This is a genomic window from Saccharopolyspora hirsuta (assembly GCF_008630535.1).
GTDB lineage: Bacteria > Actinomycetota > Actinomycetes > Mycobacteriales > Pseudonocardiaceae > Saccharopolyspora > Saccharopolyspora hirsuta.
The window spans coordinates 1-20,672 of the sequence record NZ_VWPH01000009.1 but is presented as its reverse complement, the minus strand read 5'-3'; the positions used below and the strand labels follow the sequence as shown (position 1 = coordinate 20,672).

The 20,672-nt window shown below is 72.9% G+C and carries 22 protein-coding genes; 10 read left to right on the top strand and 12 right to left on the bottom strand.

All coding sequences use genetic code 11. From position 1 onward, the window contains the following. Positions 1-74: 74 nt before the first annotated feature. Positions 75-983, bottom strand: a complete 909-nt coding sequence (truB, locus tag F1721_RS20085) for a tRNA pseudouridine(55) synthase TruB (protein WP_150068285.1) — start codon at positions 981-983, stop codon at positions 75-77. Positions 984-1,059: 76 nt separating this feature from the next. Here truB and def point away from each other — a divergent pair, with 76 nt between their 5' ends. Next, positions 1,060-1,560 carry a peptide deformylase gene (gene def, locus F1721_RS20080; protein WP_150068284.1) on the top strand — a complete coding sequence of 167 codons (501 nt, stop codon included), beginning with the start codon at positions 1,060-1,062 and terminating at the stop codon, positions 1,558-1,560. Here def and F1721_RS20075 read toward each other — a convergent pair whose 3' ends face one another. Then, positions 1,561-2,889 carry an MATE family efflux transporter gene (locus tag F1721_RS20075; protein WP_150068283.1) on the bottom strand — a complete coding sequence of 443 codons (1,329 nt, stop codon included), beginning with the start codon at positions 2,887-2,889 and terminating at the stop codon, positions 1,561-1,563. A gap of 115 nt (positions 2,890-3,004) precedes the next feature. Between F1721_RS20075 and F1721_RS20070 the strand changes: the two genes are divergently transcribed. Beyond that, a complete protein-coding gene (locus tag F1721_RS20070; RefSeq protein ID WP_150068282.1) occupies positions 3,005-3,532 on the top strand; it encodes a CGNR zinc finger domain-containing protein in 528 nt (175 codons plus the stop codon). Positions 3,533-3,672: 140 nt separating this feature from the next. Here the strand turns inward: F1721_RS20070 and F1721_RS20065 are convergent, their stop codons facing one another. From F1721_RS20065 to rimP, 7 genes are all read right to left on the bottom strand, one after another. Beyond that, a complete protein-coding gene (locus F1721_RS20065; protein WP_150068545.1) occupies positions 3,673-4,650 on the bottom strand; it encodes a DHH family phosphoesterase in 978 nt (325 codons plus the stop codon). A gap of 143 nt (positions 4,651-4,793) precedes the next feature. Beyond that, a complete protein-coding gene (gene rbfA / locus F1721_RS20060) occupies positions 4,794-5,294 on the bottom strand; it encodes a 30S ribosome-binding factor RbfA (RefSeq protein WP_150068281.1) in 501 nt (166 codons plus the stop codon). 80 nt (positions 5,295-5,374) lie between these two features. Further along, positions 5,375-5,668, bottom strand: coding sequence for a DUF503 domain-containing protein (locus tag F1721_RS20055; RefSeq protein ID WP_150068280.1), 294 nt, complete (start codon positions 5,666-5,668; stop codon positions 5,375-5,377). Between the two features lie 58 nt (positions 5,669-5,726). Then, complete coding sequence (gene infB / locus F1721_RS20050) at positions 5,727-8,618, bottom strand: translation initiation factor IF-2 (protein ID WP_150068279.1); 2,892 nt, start codon at positions 8,616-8,618, stop codon at positions 5,727-5,729. Positions 8,619-8,710: 92 nt separating this feature from the next. Further along, a complete protein-coding gene (locus tag F1721_RS20045) occupies positions 8,711-8,989 on the bottom strand; it encodes a DUF448 domain-containing protein (RefSeq protein ID WP_246155192.1) in 279 nt (92 codons plus the stop codon). Positions 8,990-9,135: 146 nt separating this feature from the next. Continuing rightward, positions 9,136-10,191: a transcription termination factor NusA gene (gene nusA / locus F1721_RS20040; RefSeq protein ID WP_150068277.1), complete on the bottom strand. Its 1,056-nt coding sequence runs from the start codon at positions 10,189-10,191 to the stop codon at positions 9,136-9,138. Further along, complete coding sequence (gene rimP, locus F1721_RS20035) at positions 10,188-10,745, bottom strand: ribosome maturation factor RimP (RefSeq protein ID WP_150068276.1); 558 nt, start codon at positions 10,743-10,745, stop codon at positions 10,188-10,190. The genes nusA and rimP overlap by 4 nt, the downstream gene beginning before the upstream one ends. A gap of 246 nt (positions 10,746-10,991) precedes the next feature. Between rimP and F1721_RS20030 the strand changes: the two genes are divergently transcribed. Both F1721_RS20030 and F1721_RS20025 read left to right on the top strand, forming a co-directional pair. Continuing rightward, positions 10,992-11,486: a hypothetical protein gene (locus tag F1721_RS20030; RefSeq protein WP_150068275.1), complete on the top strand. Its 495-nt coding sequence runs from the start codon at positions 10,992-10,994 to the stop codon at positions 11,484-11,486. Continuing rightward, entirely contained in the window at positions 11,483-11,929 is a 447-nt protein-coding gene (locus tag F1721_RS20025; protein ID WP_150068274.1) for a ferritin-like domain-containing protein, read from the top strand. The genes F1721_RS20030 and F1721_RS20025 overlap by 4 nt, the downstream gene beginning before the upstream one ends. 54 nt (positions 11,930-11,983) lie before the next feature. On the opposite strand, the gene F1721_RS20020 is transcribed toward F1721_RS20025, so the two are convergent. Then, the gene (locus tag F1721_RS20020) at positions 11,984-12,736 is read right to left on the bottom strand and encodes a hypothetical protein (RefSeq protein WP_246155191.1); all 753 of its coding nucleotides are present in this window, start codon (positions 12,734-12,736) and stop codon (positions 11,984-11,986) included. 208 nt (positions 12,737-12,944) lie between these two features. Then, positions 12,945-13,994, bottom strand: coding sequence for an aminotransferase class V-fold PLP-dependent enzyme (locus F1721_RS20015; protein WP_150068272.1), 1,050 nt, complete (start codon positions 13,992-13,994; stop codon positions 12,945-12,947). A gap of 95 nt (positions 13,995-14,089) precedes the next feature. Here F1721_RS20015 and F1721_RS20010 point away from each other — a divergent pair, with 95 nt between their 5' ends. The 4 genes from F1721_RS20010 to F1721_RS19995 all read left to right on the top strand — a co-directional run bounded on the left by F1721_RS20010 (position 14,090) and on the right by F1721_RS19995 (position 16,905). After that, positions 14,090-14,500, top strand: a complete 411-nt coding sequence (locus F1721_RS20010; RefSeq protein WP_150068271.1) for a YjbQ family protein — start codon at positions 14,090-14,092, stop codon at positions 14,498-14,500. Between the two features lie 137 nt (positions 14,501-14,637). Beyond that, the gene (locus F1721_RS20005; protein ID WP_170301544.1) at positions 14,638-15,921 is read left to right on the top strand and encodes an MFS transporter; all 1,284 of its coding nucleotides are present in this window, start codon (positions 14,638-14,640) and stop codon (positions 15,919-15,921) included. Between the two features lie 23 nt (positions 15,922-15,944). After that, a complete protein-coding gene (locus F1721_RS20000; RefSeq protein ID WP_170301543.1) occupies positions 15,945-16,640 on the top strand; it encodes a haloacid dehalogenase-like hydrolase in 696 nt (231 codons plus the stop codon). A 100-nt stretch (positions 16,641-16,740) separates the two neighbouring features. Next, on the top strand, positions 16,741-16,905 hold the full coding sequence (locus tag F1721_RS19995; RefSeq protein ID WP_211840541.1) for a helix-turn-helix domain-containing protein: 165 nt from the start codon (positions 16,741-16,743) through the stop codon (positions 16,903-16,905). 7 nt (positions 16,906-16,912) lie between these two features. Here F1721_RS19995 and F1721_RS19990 read toward each other — a convergent pair whose 3' ends face one another. Further along, positions 16,913-18,658, bottom strand: a complete 1,746-nt coding sequence (locus tag F1721_RS19990; RefSeq protein ID WP_150068269.1) for a proline--tRNA ligase — start codon at positions 18,656-18,658, stop codon at positions 16,913-16,915. A gap of 120 nt (positions 18,659-18,778) precedes the next feature. Between F1721_RS19990 and F1721_RS19985 the strand changes: the two genes are divergently transcribed. Next, on the top strand, positions 18,779-19,129 hold the full coding sequence (locus tag F1721_RS19985) for a VOC family protein (protein WP_150068268.1): 351 nt from the start codon (positions 18,779-18,781) through the stop codon (positions 19,127-19,129). Positions 19,130-19,210: 81 nt separating this feature from the next. After that, positions 19,211-20,509 (top strand): cytochrome P450, encoded by a 1,299-nt coding sequence (locus F1721_RS19980; RefSeq protein WP_150068267.1) that lies wholly within the window; start codon positions 19,211-19,213, stop codon positions 20,507-20,509. The last annotated feature ends 163 nt before the right edge of the window (positions 20,510-20,672 follow it).

The following is a 20,672-nucleotide window of genomic DNA, read 5'->3' as shown; positions in this document are numbered from 1 at the left end:
CGGCGCGCGCCGGACCAGGTTCCAGCGCTGTGGCGCGGGTCACCGAAAACGAGTGCGAAGCCGGGAGGTTCCGGTCAATTCGCCGGGATGATCACCAGCACCGGCTTGGCGGTCCGGCCGCGGTCGCGGACCAGCGCGACCGCCCGCCCCTCCGGGTCGAACATCCCGTAGGTGCCCTCGACACCGGCGGCGGGCACCAGCTGGCCGTGCGAGAGGGCGCGGGCGACGGCGGAGTCCACGTTGCGGCGCGGGAAGGCCGTCGCCACCGCCTCGTCGAGGCCCATCGACAGCCCGGGCTCGGCCTCCAGCTGCTCCAGGGTGCGCGCGGTGGCCAGCCCGAACGGGCCGACCCGGGTCCGGCGGAGCTCGCCCAGGTGACCGCCGACCCCGAGGCCCGCGCCCAGGTCGCGGGCCAGCGCCCGCACGTAGGTGCCGGACGAGCACTCGACGAGCACGTCCAGCTCGGTGGTGCGCTCGGTGCGGCGCAGGCCCAGCACGTCGAAGCGGGACACCGTGACCGGCCGGGCGGCCAGCTCGACCTCCTCGCCGCTGCGCGCCAGCTCGTAGGCCCGCCGACCGTTGACCTTCACCGCGCTGACCGCGCTGGGCACCTGCTGGATCTCCCCGGTGAGCTCGGCGATCCCGGCCCGGATCGCCGATTCGTCCACTGCGGACGCGTCCACTTCGGACAGCACGTCGCCCTCGGCGTCGTCGGTGGTGGTCGTGGCGCCCAGCCGGATGGTGGCCAGGTAGGCCTTGGTGTCCAGGGCCAGGTGGCCGAGCAGCTTGGTGGCCCGTTCCAGCCCCAGCACCAGCACGCCGGTGGCCATCGGGTCGAGGGTCCCGGCGTGGCCGACCTTGCGGGTGCCCATGATGCGGCGGACCCGCGAGACGACGTCGTGCGAGGTCATCCCCGCCGGTTTGTCGACCACGAGGAGGCCGGGCGGAACGGTGGGACGTGCTTTTCGGGAGTGCTCGGACACGACGCACCATCATCCCCGACCTCGCCGGACGATCACCGCCCGGGTCGCTAGGGTTGGGCCGAGCTAGGAGGGTGAAGTGGCGTTCCGACCGATCCGGCGATTCGGCGACCCGATCCTGCGGATGGCCGCCGAACCGGTCACCGAGTTCGACCAGCGGCTGCGCACCATCGTCGCGGACCTGCTGGACACCGTCGACGCCCCCGGCCGCGCCGGGGTGGCCGCGCCGCAGATCGGGGTCGGGGTGCGGGCGTTCAGCTACAACGTGGACGGCGAGATCGGCTACGTGATCAACCCGGAGCTGGTGGAGCTGTCCCAGAAGACGCAGGACGGCGTCGAGGCGTGCCTGTCCCTGCCCGGGCTCGGGTTCGACACCCGCCGCGCGCAGCACGCGGTGGTGCGCGGTGTCGACGTGGACAACGAGCCGGTCACCGTGTCGGGCAGCGGCCTGATGGCGCGCTGCCTCCAGCACGAGACCGACCACCTCGACGGCATCGTCTACATCCAGCGCCTCGACCCGAGGACCCGCCGCGAGGCCTACCGGCAGGTCCGCGACCAGGACTGGTTCTGGCAGCCGTAGCTACGCGGTGGCGGCCTCGGTCCGGGTGGCCCCGGTGACCGCCCAGCGGCCGGAGCGGGCGCGCAGCAGGAGCGTCACGAGGCGCAGGACCATGAACATCGACAGGCCCGTCCAGATGCCCGCCAGCCCCCAGCCGAACGCCAGCGACAGCCAGATCATCGGCAGGTAGCCGATGAAGGCGCTCAGCAGCGTCGCGGTGCGCAGGTAGGCGGCGTCCCCAGCGCCGAGGAACACGCCGTCCAGCGCGAACACCACACCGGCCACCGGCTGCAGGAGCACGAAGAACCACCAGGCGTGCGGGATCTCCGCGAGCACCGCGCCGTCGGAGGTGAACACCGCGGGCAGCGGGACGGCGAGCGCGGCGAACAGAACGCCGAGCACGATCCCGAACACCAGGCCGTACCAGGTGACCTGCCGGGCGATCCCCTTGGCGCGCGGCGCCGAGCCCGCGCCCAGCGCGGCGCCGACCAGCGACTGCGCCGCGATCGCCAGCGAGTCCAGCACCAGCGCCAGGAACGTCCAGAGCTGCCAGACCACCTGGTGCGCCGCTGCGGCTTCAGCACCGGTCCGGGCCGCCACGGACGTCGCCGACAGGAAGCACACCTGGAACGCCAGCGTGCGCAGCACCAGGTCGCGGCCGAGGCCGAGCTGGGCGCGCATCACCGAGGGCTTCGGCTTCAGCGGCACCTGCTCCACGACGAGCGCGCGGATGAACAGCGAGGCCGCGATGGTCTGGCCGACCAGGTTGGCGATCGCCGACCCCTCCAGGCCCCAGCCGAACGGGTAGACGAACAGCGGGCACAGCACGGCCGACACGCCGTTGCCGACCAGCACGTACCGCAGCGGGCGCGCGGTGTCCTGCACGCCGCGCATCCAGCCGTTCCCGGCCATCGTGATCAGCACGAGCGGAGCGCCGCACAGCGCGATGCGCAGCCAGGTCGCGGCTGCGTCGGCGACCGGTCCCGGCCCGGCGAGCAGCTCGGCGACCGGTGCCGCGACCAGCTGGGCCAGCAGCAGGAGCACGATGCCGACGGCGACGCCCAGCCAGGTGGCCTGGACACCTTCGGCCACCGCCTCCTTGCGGCGGCCAGCCCCGTGCAACCGCGCGGTGCGCGCCGTGGTGCCGTAGGTCAGGAAGGTCAGCTGGCTGGAGATCAGCGTGAACAGCGTGCCGCCCAGCGCGAGACCGGCCAGCGGGACCGCCCCGAGGTGCCCGACCACCGCGGTGTCGACGAGCACGTACAGCGGTTCGGCGGCGAGCACGCCCAGGGCTGGGACTGCGAGCGCGAAGACCTTCCGCGGTGCGATGCGCTCCCCCGGTTCGGACACACTTCCTCCAGGTCAGTGCCTACTCGGATCGGTGGGGACGTGGGTCGCGGCCAGCGCGCTAAGCTGCGAATGCGGGTTTCGCCCCTGACACCCCAGGCTACGGTAAGGACCGCCGATGGACAACGCTGATTACGCTGCCGTGGCGCTCCGGATCGCCAACGCCGATCTGAGCGACCTCGACGCGGTTCGCGCCGCGCTCCACGACGAACCGTGGTGGGCGGACCGCCTCGCCGAACCGGACCTCCCGGTGCTGCGCGCGGTCGCCGACGGCCTGCGCCGAGCGCTGGACGCCCTGGTCGCCGACGACGGCGAGACCGTGCTCGCGGAGATCAACGAGCTGCTCGCCGAGCACCCGCCCCGCCCGCGGCTGTCCGGTCACGGCGGCCGCAACGGCAACCCGAACTGGCACGTGCACGTCGCGGGCCCGGACGCCCCGGCCGTCGACGAGGTCGCGGCCGCCGCGGCGTGGGGCCTGGCGCAGGGCGTGGTCCAGCACGGGACCACGCGCTGGGGCCGCTGCGAAGCCGACGGCTGCGAAACCTACTTCCTGGACACCTCGACCAACCAGGCCAAGCGCTTCTGCTCCCCCCGCTGCGCGAACCGCATGCACGTCGCGGCCTTCCGAGCCCGCCGCCGCGCCTGATCCGGCGGAACCGCAGTTTCAATTGAAACTGCAACCATCCGTGCGCCGGACGCCCGACGCACCGGGGGCCGTGGACGACTTCCGCACCGTCTTCCCCGTCGCCCGCGGGGGGCTGAACCACGACTTCGTCGCGGTCTCGGTCAGTCCAGCAGCGGGGCCTCGTCGAGGGCCTTGCGGATCGAGTCGATGATGTCCTCCGGCTCGCCCTGCGCGGTGAAACCGGAGGCCAGGCGGTGGCCGCCGCCCCCGCAGACCGCCGCCGCGTGGCCCACGTCCAGGCGGCTGTCCGCGCGCAGCGACACCGACCAGTTCTGCGGTGCCATCTCCTTCAGCACCGCCGTCACCTCCGCCTCGCTGGTCGTGCGCAGCACGTCGATGACGCTGTCGAGCTCCTCGCTGCGCAGACCGTCGGAGTCGGCCAGCCGGACGGTGGCGTGCACGAACCCGAGCCCGCGCGCGGCGGACGGCTCCAGCTCGGCCGCGCCGAGCACTCCGGCCAGCATGCCCATCCAGCCGAAGGGATGGGTGTCGAGCAGCGGGCGCGTGGTGGCCTCGGGGTCCACGCCCGCTTCCAGCAGCCGGGCCGCCACCTGGTGCGTCCGCGCGCTGGCGTGCCGGAAGGATCGGGTGTCGGTGACCAGCCCCGCGTACAGGCACCGCGCGGTCGGCAGGTCCAGCTCCGCGCCCAGCTCGTCGAGCAGCTGCAGGACGATCATCACGGTCGCCTCGGCGTGCTCGTCCACCACGTGCAGCGTGCCGTAGCGCGTGTTCGACACGTGGTGGTCGATCACGATGACGTCGCCACCGGCCTCGATGGTCCCGGCGACCCGATCGGCCAACCGCCCGAGCCGCTGCAGGCTGCCGGTGTCGCACACCACCAACGTCGGCGGCGCGGCGGGCACCTCGTCGACGGGAACCACCAGACCGTCGCCGTCGAGATCGCGCAGCGAAGCAGGTGGCTGGTCCGGCGTGCCGAACGACACGCGCGCGGTGCAACCCCGCCGACGCAGCGCACGCCCCAGGGCGAGCGCGCTGCCAAGCGCATCCGCATCCGGGTTGACGTGCGCGAACAGCGTCACGTCCGTGGCATCGGCCAGCTTGCGCGCGGCCTCCACCACAGCGGACGCGACCGGGTCCGCAACGGCTGCGGACCGGTCGCCCGGCCCCTCTGCTTCGGGTTGCCCGCGCACAGGTTCACCTCCACGGCATGGGCGGCCACTGCGGCCACCCGTGCACAACGCACCTGATGCTGCGCTGCGACTCAACCACTCTGTGGCCCACGCCGCACATCGGCCTCGGAAAACGCCTCCGGTTCCGCACCGTCGGTGTCGGGCTCGTCATCGTCGGTGCTGGTCCGGTACGGGTCGGCGTCCCCGGCGTGCTCCGCGCCGGACGCCAGCCGGGCCACCTCCGCGTCGGCCTCCTTGGCCTTGGCGAGCAGCTCCTCCATCCGCCGGGCGTTGTCCGGCACGGTGTCCGCGACGAACGTCAGCGTGGGGGTGAACCGCACGCCGGTCTGCTGGCCGACGCGGGAGCGCAGCACCCCGGTCGCGCTGGCCAGCGCGGCGGCGGTCGAGGCGTAGTCCGCGTCGTCGCCGAAGACCGTGTAGTAGACGGTGGCGTCCCGCAGATCGGGCGTGACCCTGGCGTCGGTGATGGTCACCATCGCCAGGCGCGGGTCCTTCACCTCGTATTCCAGCCCGGACGCGACGATCTGGGCGATCCGCTTGGCGAGCCGGCGGGCGCGCGGCGCATCAGCCACGGCGCACCTCCTTCGGGAAAGTTTCGATTCAGTTCTTGCAGCGGTGCCGAGCGCGGTTCTCCCCGGGGTGGATCCGGACTTCAGTCCTCCGGGCCGAGCATGCGCTGCCGGGCCGAGAGCAGTTCCAGTTCGGGGCGCGCGGCGACCAGCCGCTCGCAGGCGTCCAGCACTTCGCGCACGTGCGCGGCATCGCCGGACACCGCCGCGACGCCGACCAGCGCGCGGCGGTACAGGTCCTGGTTGCCCGCCTCGGAGACGGCGACCTCGAAGCGCCGCCGCAGCTCGGCCACCACGGGCCGCACCACGGCGCGCTTCTGCTTCAGCGAGTGGACGTCACCGAGCAGCAGGTCCAGTTCGAGCACACCGACGTACATGGGTTCCCCACCGCGAACGCAGGGGGCCGCCGGTCGACGACCCCCTGCGCGCTGCGGCTCAGTCGCGCGGCTTCTCGCGCATCTCGTAGGGCTCGATCACGTCGCCGACCTTGATGTCGCTGTACGACCCCAGGGTCAGACCGCACTCGAAGCCCTCGCGGACCTCGGTGGCGTCGTCCTTGAACCGGCGCAGCGAGTTGACGCTGAGGTTCTCGGCGACCACCACGTTGTCCCGCAGCAGGCGCGCCTTGGCGTTGCGCTTGATGATGCCCTCGGTGACCATGCAACCGGCGATGGTGCCGACCTTGGAGGACTTGAAGACCTCGCGGACCTCGGCCTTGCCCAGCTCGACCTCTTCGAACTCGGGCTTGAGCATGCCCTTGAGCGCCTGCTCGATGTCCTCGATGGCCCGGTAGATCACCGAGTAGTACCGGATCTCCACGCCCTCGCGGTTGGCGACCTCGGCCGCCTTGCCCTCGGCCCGGACGTTGAAGCCCAGGACGATGGTGTTCTCCGCGGTGGCCAGGTTGATGTCGGACTCGTTGATGCCACCGACGCCGCGGTGGATGACCCGCAGCTCGACCTCGTCGCCGACCTCGATCTTCATCAGGGATTCCTCGAGCGCCTCGACGGTACCCGAGTTGTCGCCCTTGATGATCAGGTTCAGCTGGTTGGTCTCCTTGAGCACCTTGTCCAGGTCCTCGAGGCTGACCCGCTTGCGCTTGGCCGCGTTCTGCGCCTCCCGGATGCGAGCCCCGCGGCGGTCGGCGATCTGCCGCGCCACCCGGTCCTCGTCGACCACCAGGAAGGTGTCACCCGCGCCCGGCACCGACGTGAAGCCGATGACCTGCACCGGCCGCGACGGCAGCGCCTCGGGGACGTCCTCGTCGTTCTCGTTGATCATCCGGCGGACGCGACCGTAGGCGTCCCCGGCGACCACCGAGTCGCCGACGCGGAGCGTGCCGCGCTGCACCAGCACCGTGGCCACCGGGCCGCGACCGCGGTCCAGGTGCGCCTCGATGGCCACGCCCTGCGCGGACATCTTCGGGTTGGCCCGCAGGTCCAGCGTGGCGTCCGCGGTGAGCAGGATCGCCTCGAGCAGGCTGTCGATGTTGGTGCCCTGCTTCGCCGAGATGTCGACGAACATGGTCTCGCCGCCGTACTCCTCGGCGACCAGGTTGTACTCGGTCAGCTGCTGGCGGATCTTGTCCGGGTTCGCACCCTCGACGTCGATCTTGTTGACCGCGACCACGATCGGCACACCGGCCGCCTGGGCGTGGTTGATCGCCTCCACCGTCTGCGGCATGACGCCGTCGTCCGCGGCCACCACCAGCACGGCGATGTCCGTCGACTTGGCACCGCGGGCACGCATGGCGGTGAACGCCTCGTGACCCGGGGTGTCGATGAAGGTGATCGGGCGCTCGACGCCCTCCAGCTCGGTGACGACCTGGTAGGCGCCGATGTGCTGGGTGATGCCGCCCGCCTCGCCGGCCTGCACGTTCGACTTCCGGATGGTGTCCAGCAGCCGGGTCTTGCCGTGGTCGACGTGACCCATCACGGTCACCACCGGCGGACGGGCCGCCAGCTCCTCGTCGGAGCTGCCCGGGTCGCCGTAGCTGATGTCGAAGGACTCCAGCAGCTCCCGGTCCTCGTCCTCCGGCGAGACCATCTCGACCTTGTAGTTCATCTCCTGGCCGAGGAGCTCCAGCACCTCGTCGGAGACCGACTGGGTCGCGGTGACCATCTCGCCGAGGTGGAACATCGCCTGCACCAGCGAGGCCGGGTTGGCGTTGATCTTCTCGGCGAAGTCGGTCAGCGAAGCACCGCGGCGCAGGCGAACGGTCTCGCCGTTGCCGCGCGGGAGGCGGACGCCGCCGACCGACGGCGCCTGCATGTTCTCCATGTACTCCTGGCGCTTCTGCCGCTTCGACTTGCGGCCGCGCTTCGCGGGACCACCGGGACGGCCGAACGCACCGGCCGCACCGCCGCGGCCACCGGGACCGCCCGGACGGCCACCGCCGCCGGGACGACCGCGGAAGCCACCACCGGCCGGAGCGCCACCGGGCGCACCGCCGCCGCCACCACCGCGGAAGCCGCCGCCACCACCGCCGGGACGGCCACCGCCGCCCGGACGACCGCCACCACCGGGGCCACCGCGACCGCCGCCGCGGCCACCGCCGGGACCGCCACCGGCGCGGGGCGGACGGGGCGGCATCATGCCGGGGTTCGGACGCGGGGGCATCATGCCCGGGTTCGGGCGCGGACCGCCCTCACCGCGCGGGGCGTTGCCACCGGCCGGAGCGGTACCGGCACCCTGGCCGCCGCCCTGCCGGCGCTCGCCGCCCTGACGGCCGGGGCCGCCCTGGCCACCGCCCTGCCGGGGACCGGGCCCCGGGCGCGGCGGGCGCTGCTGCGGCGCACCGCTGCCCACGCCGAACGGGTTGTTGCCGACGCGCGGCTGGCGCGGGCCGGGCTTGGGCGCCTTCGGGCGCGGCGGGACGACTCCGCCGTCCGCGTCGCCACCGGGCTTCGGGCCCGGCTTCGGACCCGGCTTGGGCGCCTGCTTCGGCTCGGCCTTCGCGGCCGGGGCCGGTTCCGCGGGCTTGGCCTGCGGTTCGGGCTGCCGGGGGCCGGGCTTCGGACCGGGCTTGGGGCCCGGCTTGGGACGCTCCGCGGCGGGAGCCTCGGGCCGCGGGCCGGGCTTCGGGCCCGGCTTCGGCACGGCCGAGTCCGGGCGCGCCGACTTGGGCTCGGCCGGAGCGGGCTTGCCGCCGTCGCCCTTCTTGGACGACTTGTTGAGCGCATCGCGCAGCCTGCGGGCCACCGGGGCCTCCACGGTGGACGACGCAGACTTGACGTACTCGCCCTGCTCGGCGAGCTTGTTCAGAACTTCCTTGCTGGTAACACCGAGCTCTTTGGCGAGCTCATGTACGCGGGCCTTGCCTGCCACTGCTCTCCTCATCTGGGTGAGGCCGGGCGGCAGTCCCGCTCGACCTCGTCCTATCGCCGATGCGCGTTCATGGCTTCAGCTTCACGGCTGATTCATGACGGGTCGACCTGCTTTCCTTCAGCTGCCTGGCGCGGGACGGATCCCGCGTCGGTCCTGTCGTGAGCTGCGTGCTGCGGTTGCCCGGTACCGACGTGCTCGTGCACGGCTGAGGTGTCGAGAGATCCCCGCACGCGGAGTGCGCGCGGAAACGCCCGGCGCCGCTCGGCCAGACGCAGGCATGCCGGATCGGGGTGCAACCAGGCTCCCCGGCCCGGCCGCCGACGTCGCGGATCGGGAACGGCGACGGGGACCCCGTCGCCCTCGGCGACCACGCGCAGCAGCTCAGCTGGCGACGTGCGGGTGCGACATCCCACGCAGGTACGCACCGGCCCACGGCTCTCGCCGTGCTCGCCGGACACACGTGTGCGGATTGTTGCTCCCCTCGCGTCAGCCTGCCATCGATTCTAACCCGACGACGTCACTCGGCCGAACCCGCGGTCTGCACACCGTCCACCGCGGGGTCCAGATCTGCCGGGTGCGCTGGGGCGGCGCTCGTGGTGGGGTCCGCGTCACTCCGGATGTCGATGCGCCACCCGGTCAGCCGCGCGGCCAGCCGGGCGTTCTGCCCCTCCTTGCCGATCGCCAGCGAGAGCTGGAAGTCCGGCACGACCACCCGCGCGGTCTTGGTGCGCTCGTCGACGACCTCCACCGAGACCACCTTGGCCGGCGACAGCGCGTTGCCGACGAAGGTCGCCGGGTCGTCCGAGTAGTCGATGATGTCGATCTTCTCGCCGCCCAGCTCGCTCATCACGTTGCGCACCCGCGCGCCCATCGGGCCGATGCAGGCGCCCTTCGCGTTGACGCCGGGGACGGTCGAGCGCACCGCGATCTTGGAGCGGTGCCCGGCCTCGCGGGCCACCGCGGGGATCTCCACGGTGCCGTCGGCGATCTCCGGGACCTCCAGCGCGAACAGCCGCCGCACCAGGTTCGGGTGCGTCCGGGACAGCGAGATCTGCGGGCCGCGCGCGCTGCGCGAGACGCCGTAGACGTAGCACTTGATCCGGGTGCCGTGCTCGTAGTTCTCCCCCGGCACCTGCTCGGCGGCCGGGATCACGCCCTCGCTGTCGCCGACCTGCACGATGACCATGCCGCGCGAGTTCGCCCGCGCGTCGCGCTGGATGACACCGCCGAGGATCTCCCCCTCCTTGGTGGAGAACTCGCCGAAGGTGCGCTCGTGCTCGGCGTCGCGCAACCGCTGCAGGATGACCTGCCGCGCGGTGGTCGCCGCGATCCGCCCGAAGCCCTCCGGGGTGTCGTCCCATTCCTCCTGCACACTGCCGTCGGCGGCCAAGGTGTGCGCGATGACCCGCACGACGCCGGTCTTGCGGTCCACCTCCACCCGGGCGTGCGGCTGGTGCCCCTCGGTGTGGCGGTATGCGGTGAGCAGTGCCGATTCGATCGCTTCCAGGACCGTCTCGAACGGGATGTCCTTGTCGCGTTCGATCGCACGCAGCGCCGCGATGTCGACGTTCACCTCGACTCCTCCGTGTCTTCCCGGTCGTCCCCCTGCTGGGAAACGCCGCCCGCAGCCCGCTCCAGCTTGACCAAATCCTCCGCCGGTGGCTGCTGGAATTCCACCTCGACCACCGCGCGCTCCACGTCGCGGTAGGCCAACCGGCGCAGTTCACCGCCCACCAGCACGGTGACACCGTCATCATCGGCTTCCCCGGCGCGGGCCACCAGCTGCTCGCCGTCGGCCAGCCGGAGCTTGACCAGGCGGTAGCGGGCCCGGCGCCAGTGCCGCGGACGGATCAGCGGCCGGTCCACGCCCGGCGAGGTGACCTCGAGCGTGTAGGACCCGGCCAGGACGTGCTCGTGCGCGTCCAGCACCTTCGAGACCTCCCGGCTGACGCCGGAGATGTCGTCGAGCCCGACCCCGTCGTCGGAGTCGATGACGACCTTGACCAGGCGACGGCGGCCGGCCTGCTGCACGCCGAGTTCCTCCAGGTCGAAGCCCATCCGAGCCACGGCCTCGGCTACGACGGGCTCCAGCTGCGCGGTGATCTCACCACGCGGCGGGCTGGACACGTTGGCACTCCCAAGTTTCGATCGCGGTCCGTGAAGACCTGGCGGAGGCGCGGCACCGGTCGGCGCGCGCGGGTCGGCGACCAGTGCTGCACGTGCTGGTCGCGGTCGCCCAGGGTATCGCGTCCGTCCGCACCCGAGCGCGCCGTGGGATCACTACGATCGGCGGATCGTGCCGGGACCGAGCGGATCAGGCCGGGCCAGTGCCCGGACGCCGGGCCACCTGGTCGCCTGGCAGGATAGGTCGGCGTGGAATCCCCCTCGCGAGCCCGGTCCGTGCTGGGGCGGCGCAGCGTGCTGCGGTTGATCGCGGCAACCCCGGTCGTCGCCGCGCTGACCACGGCGTGCAGCACCGCGCCCGACGAGCCCGACGAGCTGCTGGCGCTGGCGAACGCGGCGAAGTCGGACGCGCAGCTGGCCAGGGCGGTGGCGCAGGCGCACGCGGAGCTGGCCGACGCGGCCAACGAGATCGCCACCGCGCGCAGCACCCACGCGGACGCCCTGCAGCAGGAGATCGACCGCGTCAACCCGCGCGACCCCGAGGACCCGCCGTCGGTGCCGGAGGCACCGCCGCAGCAGGCGCCGGGGTCGGCCAGCGCGGCGTCGAAGGCGCTCGCCGATGCGCTGGCCGGGGCCCGGGACCGGGCTGCGGCGCTCGTGCCCGCGGTGCCGGACCGCTACCGGGCCGGACTGGTGGGGTCGATCTCGGCGAGCTGCGCGAGCCTGCTGGAGGTGTTGGGGTGACCGATCTCTCGGACGAGGCGGGCAACGCGCTGCGCAGCGCCCTCGGTGCGGAGCACGCGGCGGTGTGGGTGTACGGCCTGGCGACCGCGTACGTCGGTGAGACCCGGGTGCGCCATGCGATCGACGACGCCGCGGAGCAGCACCGCAGGCTGCGCGACGTCGCGGAGAAGGTGATCCGCGGCGCGGGGCAGACCCCGCCGTCGCCGCAGCCCGCGTACGACGTGGGCGCGCGGGTGACCGACCAGAAGTCCGCGATCGACCTGCTGATCAAGGCGGAGGCGGACTGCCAGGTCGGCTGGCGCTCGGTGCTGGAGAACACCGAGGACCCCGGGCTGCGCGGCACCGCGCTGGACGGCCTGACCACCTCGGCGACCCGCGCCACGCGCTGGCGCCTGACCGTCGGGCAGCAACCGGCCGCGCAGGCCTTCCCCGGCCAGGCGTGACGTTCGTGCGCGGCGGCGGTCGTTCTTGCGACCATCGCCGCGCACGAGAGCGGCTCAGCCCGGCTTCTGCTGGTCCTGCGGCCAGCCGAGCTTGAGCGCCTCCTCCGAGACGTCGAGCAGGGCCAGGTCGTTCTTCGGCGTCTCCTTGTCGTAGTAGGCCGAGTCTCCGATCACCACCAGGCGGTCCTGGCGGCCGGAGGCGTACGCCTTGTCCACGAGGTCCGGCAGGTCCTTGGTGTCGTTGCTGCCGTCGTCGACCAGGTCCCGGATGTTGCCGGTGTTGTCCCGCGTGAGCAGCTCGTCGAGCCGCCGCGCGCTGTCCGCGTCGGGCATCAGCACGGTGACGATCGAGGTCAGCACCCGGCTGCCGTCCGGCAGCGTGGTGTCGTACAGGGCGCGGGTGAGGTGCTCGCACTCCTCGTTCTGGAAGAACTGCTGGACCTTGTAGTCCGAGACGTTCTGGCAGCCGCGGAAGCCCTCCTCGCGGCGGATCGGCTTGAAGTCGTACTTCACCGCCAGCGGCGGCGGCCCCTCCGGCTCGGGCGGCTCCGGCTTGACCGCCAGCCAGACCAGCCCGGACACCACGGAGATGGCGAACAGCCCGGCACCGCGCGCGAGCCAGCCCATCGGCGTGATCCGCTTGCCGGACGGCGGCGGCCCGGGCGCGGGCTGCCGACTGGTCGCCGGGTTCGCCGACGGGCGCACCGGCGGGTTGGTCGGCTGCGGCGGGCCCGCCTGCTGGTAGGGCTGCTGGTACGCGGGCGGGTTGGTCTGCGAGTGCACCGGCGGGTTCGTCTGCGAGTGCACCGGGCGCGGCGCCTGCTGGGCCGGCGGGGCAAAGACGGGTCTGGTGGTCTGCCCCGGCCCGGGGTCCACCGGTGCCCGGTCCGGCTGTATCCACGAATTGTCGCGGCGGAGCGGAGCGGTTTCACGCTGCGTGTCAGCTTGTTCACCCGTCATGTCCTCGGGCGCACCTCTTCGGTCGGGCACGGAAACCAACGGTAGCGGTTGCGGATTACGAGACGGACACCCCGGACGTTCCCCCCAGCGCGCGGACCGCCATCTCGACGTCCGCGCGGGTGTTGTACAGGTGGAACGCCAGGCGTGCGCGGCCCGCGCGCACCGCGCAGGAGACCCCGGCCGCGGTGAGCTTGGCCACGGCGTCGGGGGCCTGCACCGAGACGATCGCGGACCCGGCGGGCGGCAGGCCCAGGCGGGCCAGGAACTCGTCGGCCAGGCCGGTGCAGTGCGCCGCGACCTCGGCCATGTCCAGACCGGTCAGCCAGTCCAGCGCGGCGGCCGCGCCGACGTGGGAGAACCAGGTCGGCGAGAGGTCGAGCGCGCGGGCGTCCCCGGCCAGCCGCAGGGGCAGCCCGTAGGTGGTCTCCCACGGGTCCTCACCGGCGTACCAGTTGGCGCTGCTGGGGCGGATCTCCGGCGCGTCGGGGTGGATCGCGAGCCAGGCGGCGCCGCGCGGCGACATGAGCCACTTGTAGGCCGCGCTGACCACCCAGTCCGCCCAGTCGAGCCGCAGCGGCAACCAGCCGACCGCCTGGGTGGCGTCGAGCAGCACCCGCGTCGAGGTGGTCTCGGCCACCTTCCGCAGCGCCTCCAGGTCGACGGTGCGGCCGTCGCTGGACTGCACCACGCTGACCGCGACGACGTCGTGGTCAGCGGCGTGCGCGGCGATCTCCCCCAGCTCCACCTCGGTCACCCGCACCCCGCGGTCCCGCTGCGCGGCGAACGGGAAGAGCACGCTGGTGAAGTCGCCCTCGGCGACCAGCACCCGCGCGCCGTCCGGGAGCCCGGCCGCGACGAGCCCGATGAGCTGGGACGCGGTGGTGCCGATCGCCACCCGGTCCGCGGCGGTCCCGATCAGCCGGGCGAAGGCCGCGCGGGCGGTGGCCACGGCGGGTTCGAAGTCCCCGGGCCGGTCCAGCCCGCTGCCCCACCTGCGCACCGACTCGGCGACCGCGCGGGCCGCCGCGGCGGGCGGGACGCCGATGCTGGCGGTGTTGAGGTAGCCGTCCGGGACCTCGAACTCCGCGCCGAATGCCTCTCGCATCCCCGCATCCTCGCACCGGACCGGCCGGTTCCGGAACGGCCGGGAGCAGATCAGTCGCGCCGTGCGCCGGGGCGGGGCCGTAATACGGTGGGGCCATGCACAGCGAGGAGATCGAGGTCCGCACCGGATCCGTGGAGGTCGTCTACGACCTGGGCGCCGAGTGCGAGCGGTTCCTGCGCTCGGCCGGGGCCGAGGACGGTCTGCTCAACGTCTGGGTGCCGCACGCGACCGCCGGGCTGGCGATCATCGAGACCGGCGCGGGCAGCGACGACGACCTGCTCGCGGCGCTGCGCGACCTGCTGCCCAAGGACGACCGCTGGCAGCACCGCCACGGCTCGCGCGGTCACGGCCGGGACCACGTGCTGCCCGCCGTCGTCCCGCCGTACGCGTCGATCCCGGTGCTGGGCGGGCGGATGGCGCTGGGCACCTGGCAGTCGGTGTGCCTGGTGGACACCAATGTGGACAACCCGGTCCGCCGCGTCCGCCTGAGCTTCCTCCCCGGCTGACGCTCCGCCGCGCCGATCTCGCGCGAAATTGGCACCGCTCCGGGCGGCGGCCTTTCCGCAGGGTGGCGTGGCCGGAAGTGGACGAATCCGGGGCAGATCTTGCGCGGTGCGTGTTCGCGCGCGCACGCTTTGCGCTCGTGACGACGACAGTGCGGAACCGGCGGCTCGGCCGGGTGGTGTCCGCGGGCGTGGTCGGGACGACGGTCGAGTTCTACGACTTCTTCCTCTACGGCGCGGCCGCGGCGACCGTGTTCGGCCCGGTCTTCTTCCCGCACGACGAGGGACTGCTCGGCGTGCTGCTGGCGCTGGTGACCTACGCCGTCGGGTTCGCCGCCCGACCGCTGGGCGGACTGGTGTTCGGGCACTTCGGCGACCGGGTGGGGCGCAAGCGGCTGCTGGTGATCAGCCTGGTGCTGATGGGTTCGGCGTCGGTGCTGATCGGCCTGCTGCCGGGCTACCACCAGATCGGCGTCGCCGCGCCGCTCTTGCTGACGGCGCTCAGGCTCGTGCAGGGCTTCGCCCTCGGCGGTGAGTTCGGCGGCGCTGTGCTGCTGGTCGCCGAGCACGGGCCCCCGGCGCGGCGCGGTTTCTGGACCGCGTGGCCGCAGACCGGCGGGCCGCTGGGCAACCTGCTGGCCACGGCCGCGCTCGCGGCGGTGGCCGGGAGCACGACGGCCGGGCAGTACGCGTCCTGGGGCTGGCGGATCCCGTTCCTGGCGTCGATCCTGCTGGTCGTCGTCGGTTTGTGGGTCCGGTTGCGGGTCGCCGAGTCGCCGCTGTTCCGGGCCGTCGCCGAGCAGCGCCGCGAGGCGCGGGCACCGGTGCTGGAGGCGTTGCGGCGGTACCCGCGCGAGGTGTTCGCGGCCTTCGCCGCGCGCGTCGGCGAGAACGCGGCGTTCTACGTGTTCACCATCTTCCTGCTGGTGTACGCGGGCAGCATCGGGTTGCCCGCGGCGGTCACGACCGCTGCGGTCACCGTCGGATCGCTGGTGCAGGCGCTGGCGATGCTGGCCGGTGGCGCGCTGTCGGACCGGTTGGGCCGCCGCCCGGTGGCGATCGGCGCGGCCCTGATCTGTGCACTGTGGACGGTGGTGTTCTTCCCGCTGGTGGCCAGCCGCGAGTCGGCCCTGGTGTTCCTGGCGGTGGCCGTCGGCCTGCTGCTGCACGGGACGTTGACCGGGGCGCAATCCGCTTTCTACGCCGAGCTCTTCGGAACCTCGGTGCGGTACTCCGGGGTGTCGCTGGGCTACCAGGCGGCGACCGTGCTGGCCGGTGCGGCGGCGCCGCTGGCGGGCACCGCGCTGCTGCGGGCCACGGCGTCGCCGACGCCGGTGGTGGTCCTGCTGATCGGCTGCCTGGCGCTCACCGTGGTGGGGATGGCGGTGGTGCCCGAGACCGCCCGCGGCGAGCTGACGTCCTGACGCGGGGTCGGCGGGCTGGCACGATGGGCGCCGTGACGCGACTCGTGCTGTGGGACATCGATCTGACGCTCGTCGACGCTCGGGGCTTCGGGTCCCGCTGGTACCGGCAGGCGCTGGCGGCGGTGACGGGGCGGACGTTGGAGCAGATGCCCGACACCGCCGGGCGCACCGAGCTGGCGATCACCACCGACGTCCTGGAGAACCACGGCGTGCCCGCCGACGAGGCCACGATCGCGGCCATGTTCGCCGCGCTGACCAGCGCGGTCGCCGAGACCCGGGACGAGCTGGCGGAGCGCGGCAGCGCGCTGCCCGGGGCGGCTCAAGCGCTGAAGGCGCTGTCGCTGGAGCCGGGGTTCGTGCAGACCCTGGTGACCGGGAACCTCGCCGAGGTGGCGTTCCACAAGCTCGAGTCCTTCGACCTGCACCACCACGTGGACTTCGAGATCGGCGGGTTCGGCGCCGGTTCGGTGCACCGCCACGACCTGATCGCCGACTCCGTCACCAAGGCCGCCGACCGGCACGGCACGGCGATCGCGCCCGACTCCGTCGTGGTCGTCGGCGACACGCCCCACGACGTCGCAGGCGCGCTGCGCTTCGGCGCGGTCGCGGTGGGCGTGGCCACCGGCAGCAGCACCGAAGCCGAGCTCCGCGCCGCCGGTGCCCACGCCGTCCTGCCGGACCTGGCCGACACCGAAGCCGTGCTCACCGCCGTGTCGTGAGCTCAGCAGGAGCGCCCGGCCCCGGCGAGATCGCTTCAGAAGCAACGCTGAGCGCGTAGGCTGCTGCGGCTGTTCAAGGCGACACCGACTGTGGGCGCGGATGCTCGCCGCAGCCGCGCACATCACCGCCGGTTTCGCGAGCCCGCCGCACTTCAGCTCGGTGTTCCACGCGATGTTCGGGCTCGCCCCGAGCCGACTGCTGGCGGTGCCGCTGGCAGCGCGGAGCCCCCCGGGGAACCGGTCCCCGGGGGGCTCCGCGACGTGAGCTGCGCTCAGCCGCGCACCACGTCGACGACGTGCGCGACGGCGTTGTCCACCTCGACCTCCGCGCGGTCGCCGGAGCGGCGGTCGCGGACCTCGACGACGCCCCGGGTCAGGCCCTTGCCCACTACCAGGATCGTCGGCACGCCGAGCAGCTCGGAGTCGGCGAACTTCACGCCCGGCGAGACCGTCCGGTCGTCCAGGATCACCTGCACCCCGGCCGCGTCGAGCTCGGCGGCGATCGCCTCGCCGCGCTCCCAGATGCTCTCGTCCTTGCCCGCGATGACCACGTGCACGTCGGCCGGGGCCACCTCGCGCGGCCAGACCAGGCCCTGCTCGTCGTGGCTCTGCTCGGCGATCACGGCGACCAGGCGGGACACGCCGACGCCGTAGGAGCCCATGGTGATCCGCTTCGGCTTGCCGTCCTGGCCCAGCGCGTCCAGCCCGAACGCGTCGGCGTACTTGCGGCCGAGCTGGAAGATGTGGCCGATCTCGATGCCGCGCGCGGCGACCAGGGTGCCCTTGCCGTCCGGCGACGGGTCGCCCTCGCGGACCTCGGCGGCCTCGATGGTGCCGTCCGGGGTGAAGTCCCGGCCGCACACCAGGTCCAGCACGTGGTGGTCGGTCTTGTCCGCGCCGGTCACCCACGCGGTGCCGGTGACCACCCGCGGGTCGACCAGGTAGCGGACCCCGTTGTCCTGCAGCGCCTTCGGGCCGATGTAGCCCTTGACCAGGAACGGGTTGGCGGTGAAGTCGGACTCCTCCAGCAGCGCCACCTCGGCGGGCTCCAGCGAGGCCTCCAGCCGCTTCATGTCGACCTCGCGGTCGCCGGGCACGCCGACGGCCAGCAGCTCCCACTCCTCCGCCCCCGGCTGGCGGGTCTTGACCAGCACGTTCTTCAGGGTGTCGGCCGCGGTGAACTTGCGGTCGGTGTTGGCGTTGAGGAAGTCGACCAGGGTCTCGATGGTCGGCGTGTTCGGCGTGTGGTGCACCGCCGCGGCGGGCTTGCCCTCGATCGGCTCGGCGGGCGGCGCCGGGGTCACCACGGCCTCGACGTTGGCGGCGAAGCCGGACTCCGTGCTGCGCACGAAGGTGTCCTCACCGGTCTCGCACTCGGCCAGGAACTCCTCGGAGGCCGAGCCGCCCATCGCGCCGGAGGTGGCCGACACGATCACGTAGTTCAGCCCGAGCCGGTCGAAGATCCGGGTGTAGGCGTCGCGGTGCAGCTGGTAGGCCGAGGTCAGGCCCTCGTCGTCGAGGTCGAAGGAGTAGGAGTCCTTCATCACGAACTCGCGCCCGCGCAGGATGCCCGCGCGCGGCCGCTCCTCGTCCCGGTACTTGGTCTGGATCTGGTACAGCACGACCGGGTAGTCCTTGTAGGAGCTGTACTCGCCCTTGACCGTGAGCGCGAACAGCTCCTCGTGGGTGGGGCCGAGCGCGTACTCGGCGCCCTTGCGGTCCTTCAGCCGGAACATCGTCGGGCCGTACTCGGTCCAGCGGTTGGTCGCGTCGTAGGGCTCCTTGGGCAGCAGCGCGGGCAGGTGGATCTCCTGGCCCCCGATGGCGTCCATCTCCTGGCGCACGACCTCTTCGATCTTGCGCAGCACCCGCAGCCCCAGCGGCAGCCAGGAGTAGATGCCCGGCGCGATCCGGCGGACGTAGCCGGCGCGGACGAGCAGCTTGTGGCTCGGCACCTCGGCGTCGGCCGGATCCTCGCGCAGGGTACGCAGGAACAACGTCGACATCCTCGTGATCACGGCTACTGGCTCCTCATCCGGGCTGGTTCGTCACGGGCAGGGTAGCGAGTGGCCCCGGGGCCACCACCAGCGGATTACCGGTCGGCGGCCGGTGTCGGTGCACGCCGCTAGCGTGCGGCCATGAACCCGGACATCGTCATGGTGACCATCGACTGCGCTTCGCCGCGCGACCTCGCCGAATTCTGGGCGCGCGCGCTGAACACCGCGGTCTCCTTCGACTCCGACGAGTTCGTGATGCTCGCCCCGAACCGGGCGGGCGGTGTGCGGGTCGGGCTGCAGCGGGTGCCCGAGCCCCGTTCCGGGAAGAACCGCGCCCACGTCGACCTGAGCACCGCCGACCGGCAGGCGGAGGTGCGGCGGCTCGTCGGGCTGGGCGCGACCGTGCTGGGCGAGCACTCCGCCTGCGGCCTGACCTGGACGGTGCTGGCCGACCCGGAGGGCAACGAGTTCTGCGTGGGCACCGACGAGTGAGCGCTGAGCTGATCGGCCCATTGTCGCGGCGCCCGTCCTGCGGTTCCCTCGAAGTCAGGTCCACGTCGCCGAGGGGGTCCGATGTCCGCTTCGCAAGCCCGCACCGGCCAGAGCCGGTTCGCCGAGCTCGGCCTCGGCGCCCGGCTGATCGCACAGGGGGCGCTGACCTGGTTCTTCGCCAAGCGCGGTGAACCGGTCGCCCGCCTGCTGCACGCGCCGTGGCGGGACGACCCGTACCCGATCTACCGGGAGCTGCGCGACCGCGGGCCGCTGGTGCGCAGCAAGCTGGGCGCGCTGGTCGCGACGACGCACCAGCTCTGCGACGAGGTGCTGCGCGACCGGCGGTTCGGCGTGCGCACCAGCGACGGCTCCTACGGCGACCCGACCGCGGCGGCCGTCGAGCTGCAGCTCTCGCTGCTGGAGCTGGACCCGCCCGACCACTCGCGGCTGCGCAAGCTCGCCGCCCCGGCCTTCCGGCCCCGCCGCCTGGAGACCTACCGGGAGCGCATCGAGCTGATCGCCGACGAACTGCTGGACCGGGTGGCCGAGCGCGGCGAGTTCGACCTGGTCCGGGACTTCGCCGGACCGCTGCCGATCCGGGTGATCTGCGAGCTGCTGGGGCTGCCGCCGCTGGACGCCGAACGGCTGGCGCACCACGGCCGGGTGCTGGCGGGGGCGCTGGACGGGGTCCGCTCGACCCGCCACCTGCGGCAGATGCGCGAGTCGTTCGCCGAGCTCGACGCGATGTTCGAGCGGCTCATCGAGCAGCGCCGCGCCGACCCCGGCGAGGACGTGGTCAGCGACCTGGTCGCGGCGCTCGACGAGGACAAGCTCACCGGCGCGGAGCTGGTGCAGCTGTGCGACCTGCTGCTGGTGGCCGGGTTCGAGACGACGGTGAACCTGATCGGCAACGGCACCTTGGCGCTGCTGCGGAACCCGGACCAGTGGGCGCGGCTGCGCGCCGAACCCGACCTGGCGCCAGCGGTGGTGGAGGAAACGCTGCGCTGGGACCCGCCGGTCCAGATGACCATGCGCATCGCGCACGAACCGCTGGAGCTGGCCGGTCGCCGACTGGCCGCGGACACGCCGGTCCTGGCCCTGCTGGCCGCGGCGGGCCGCGACCCGGCGGCCCACCCGGACCCGGACCGCTTCGACCTCGACCGCCCGGACCGCGCGGACCACCTGGCCTTCTCCTCGGGCGTCCACTACTGCCTGGGAGCACCGCTGGCCCGGCTGGAGGCCGAAGTCGCCTTCCGAGCCCTGGCCACCCGCCTCCCCCACCTCCGCCGAGCGGGCGCGGCAACCCGCCGCCCGACCTCAATCATCCACGGCCTGGCAGCCCTCCCGGTCGCCACCAACCGCACCCTCTCCCCCACCTGACGGGGTGGGCCACCTTCCGTTCTTCCGCGATTTCAATGAGGTGATCTCAGTGGGGTGGGGGTGGCTGAGGGGCTGAAGAGGTGTGGGCGTGGGGTCCTGGTAGAAGAAGTCTCACCACAAGATCGTCTTCGTAGGACCAGGACCCCACGTGATCACCTATAGT

Bases quoted from the DNA above. Each gene is read 5' to 3' on its own strand.
- F1721_RS20070 (WP_150068282.1), top strand. From the start codon at position 3,005: ATGGACAACGCTGATTACGCTGCCGTGGCGCTCCGGATCGCCAACGCC.
- F1721_RS20055 (WP_150068280.1), bottom strand. From the start codon at position 5,668: ATGTACGTCGGTGTGCTCGAACTGGACCTGCTGCTCGGTGACGTCCAC.
- F1721_RS20015 (WP_150068272.1), bottom strand. From the start codon at position 13,994: ATGCGAGAGGCATTCGGCGCGGAGTTCGAGGTCCCGGACGGCTACCTC.
- F1721_RS20010 (WP_150068271.1), top strand. From the start codon at position 14,090: ATGCACAGCGAGGAGATCGAGGTCCGCACCGGATCCGTGGAGGTCGTC.
- F1721_RS20000 (WP_170301543.1), top strand. From the start codon at position 15,945: ATGGGCGCCGTGACGCGACTCGTGCTGTGGGACATCGATCTGACGCTC.
- F1721_RS19995 (WP_211840541.1), top strand. From the start codon at position 16,741: ATGCTCGCCGCAGCCGCGCACATCACCGCCGGTTTCGCGAGCCCGCCG.
- F1721_RS19985 (WP_150068268.1), top strand. From the start codon at position 18,779: ATGAACCCGGACATCGTCATGGTGACCATCGACTGCGCTTCGCCGCGC.
- F1721_RS19980 (WP_150068267.1), top strand. From the start codon at position 19,211: ATGTCCGCTTCGCAAGCCCGCACCGGCCAGAGCCGGTTCGCCGAGCTC.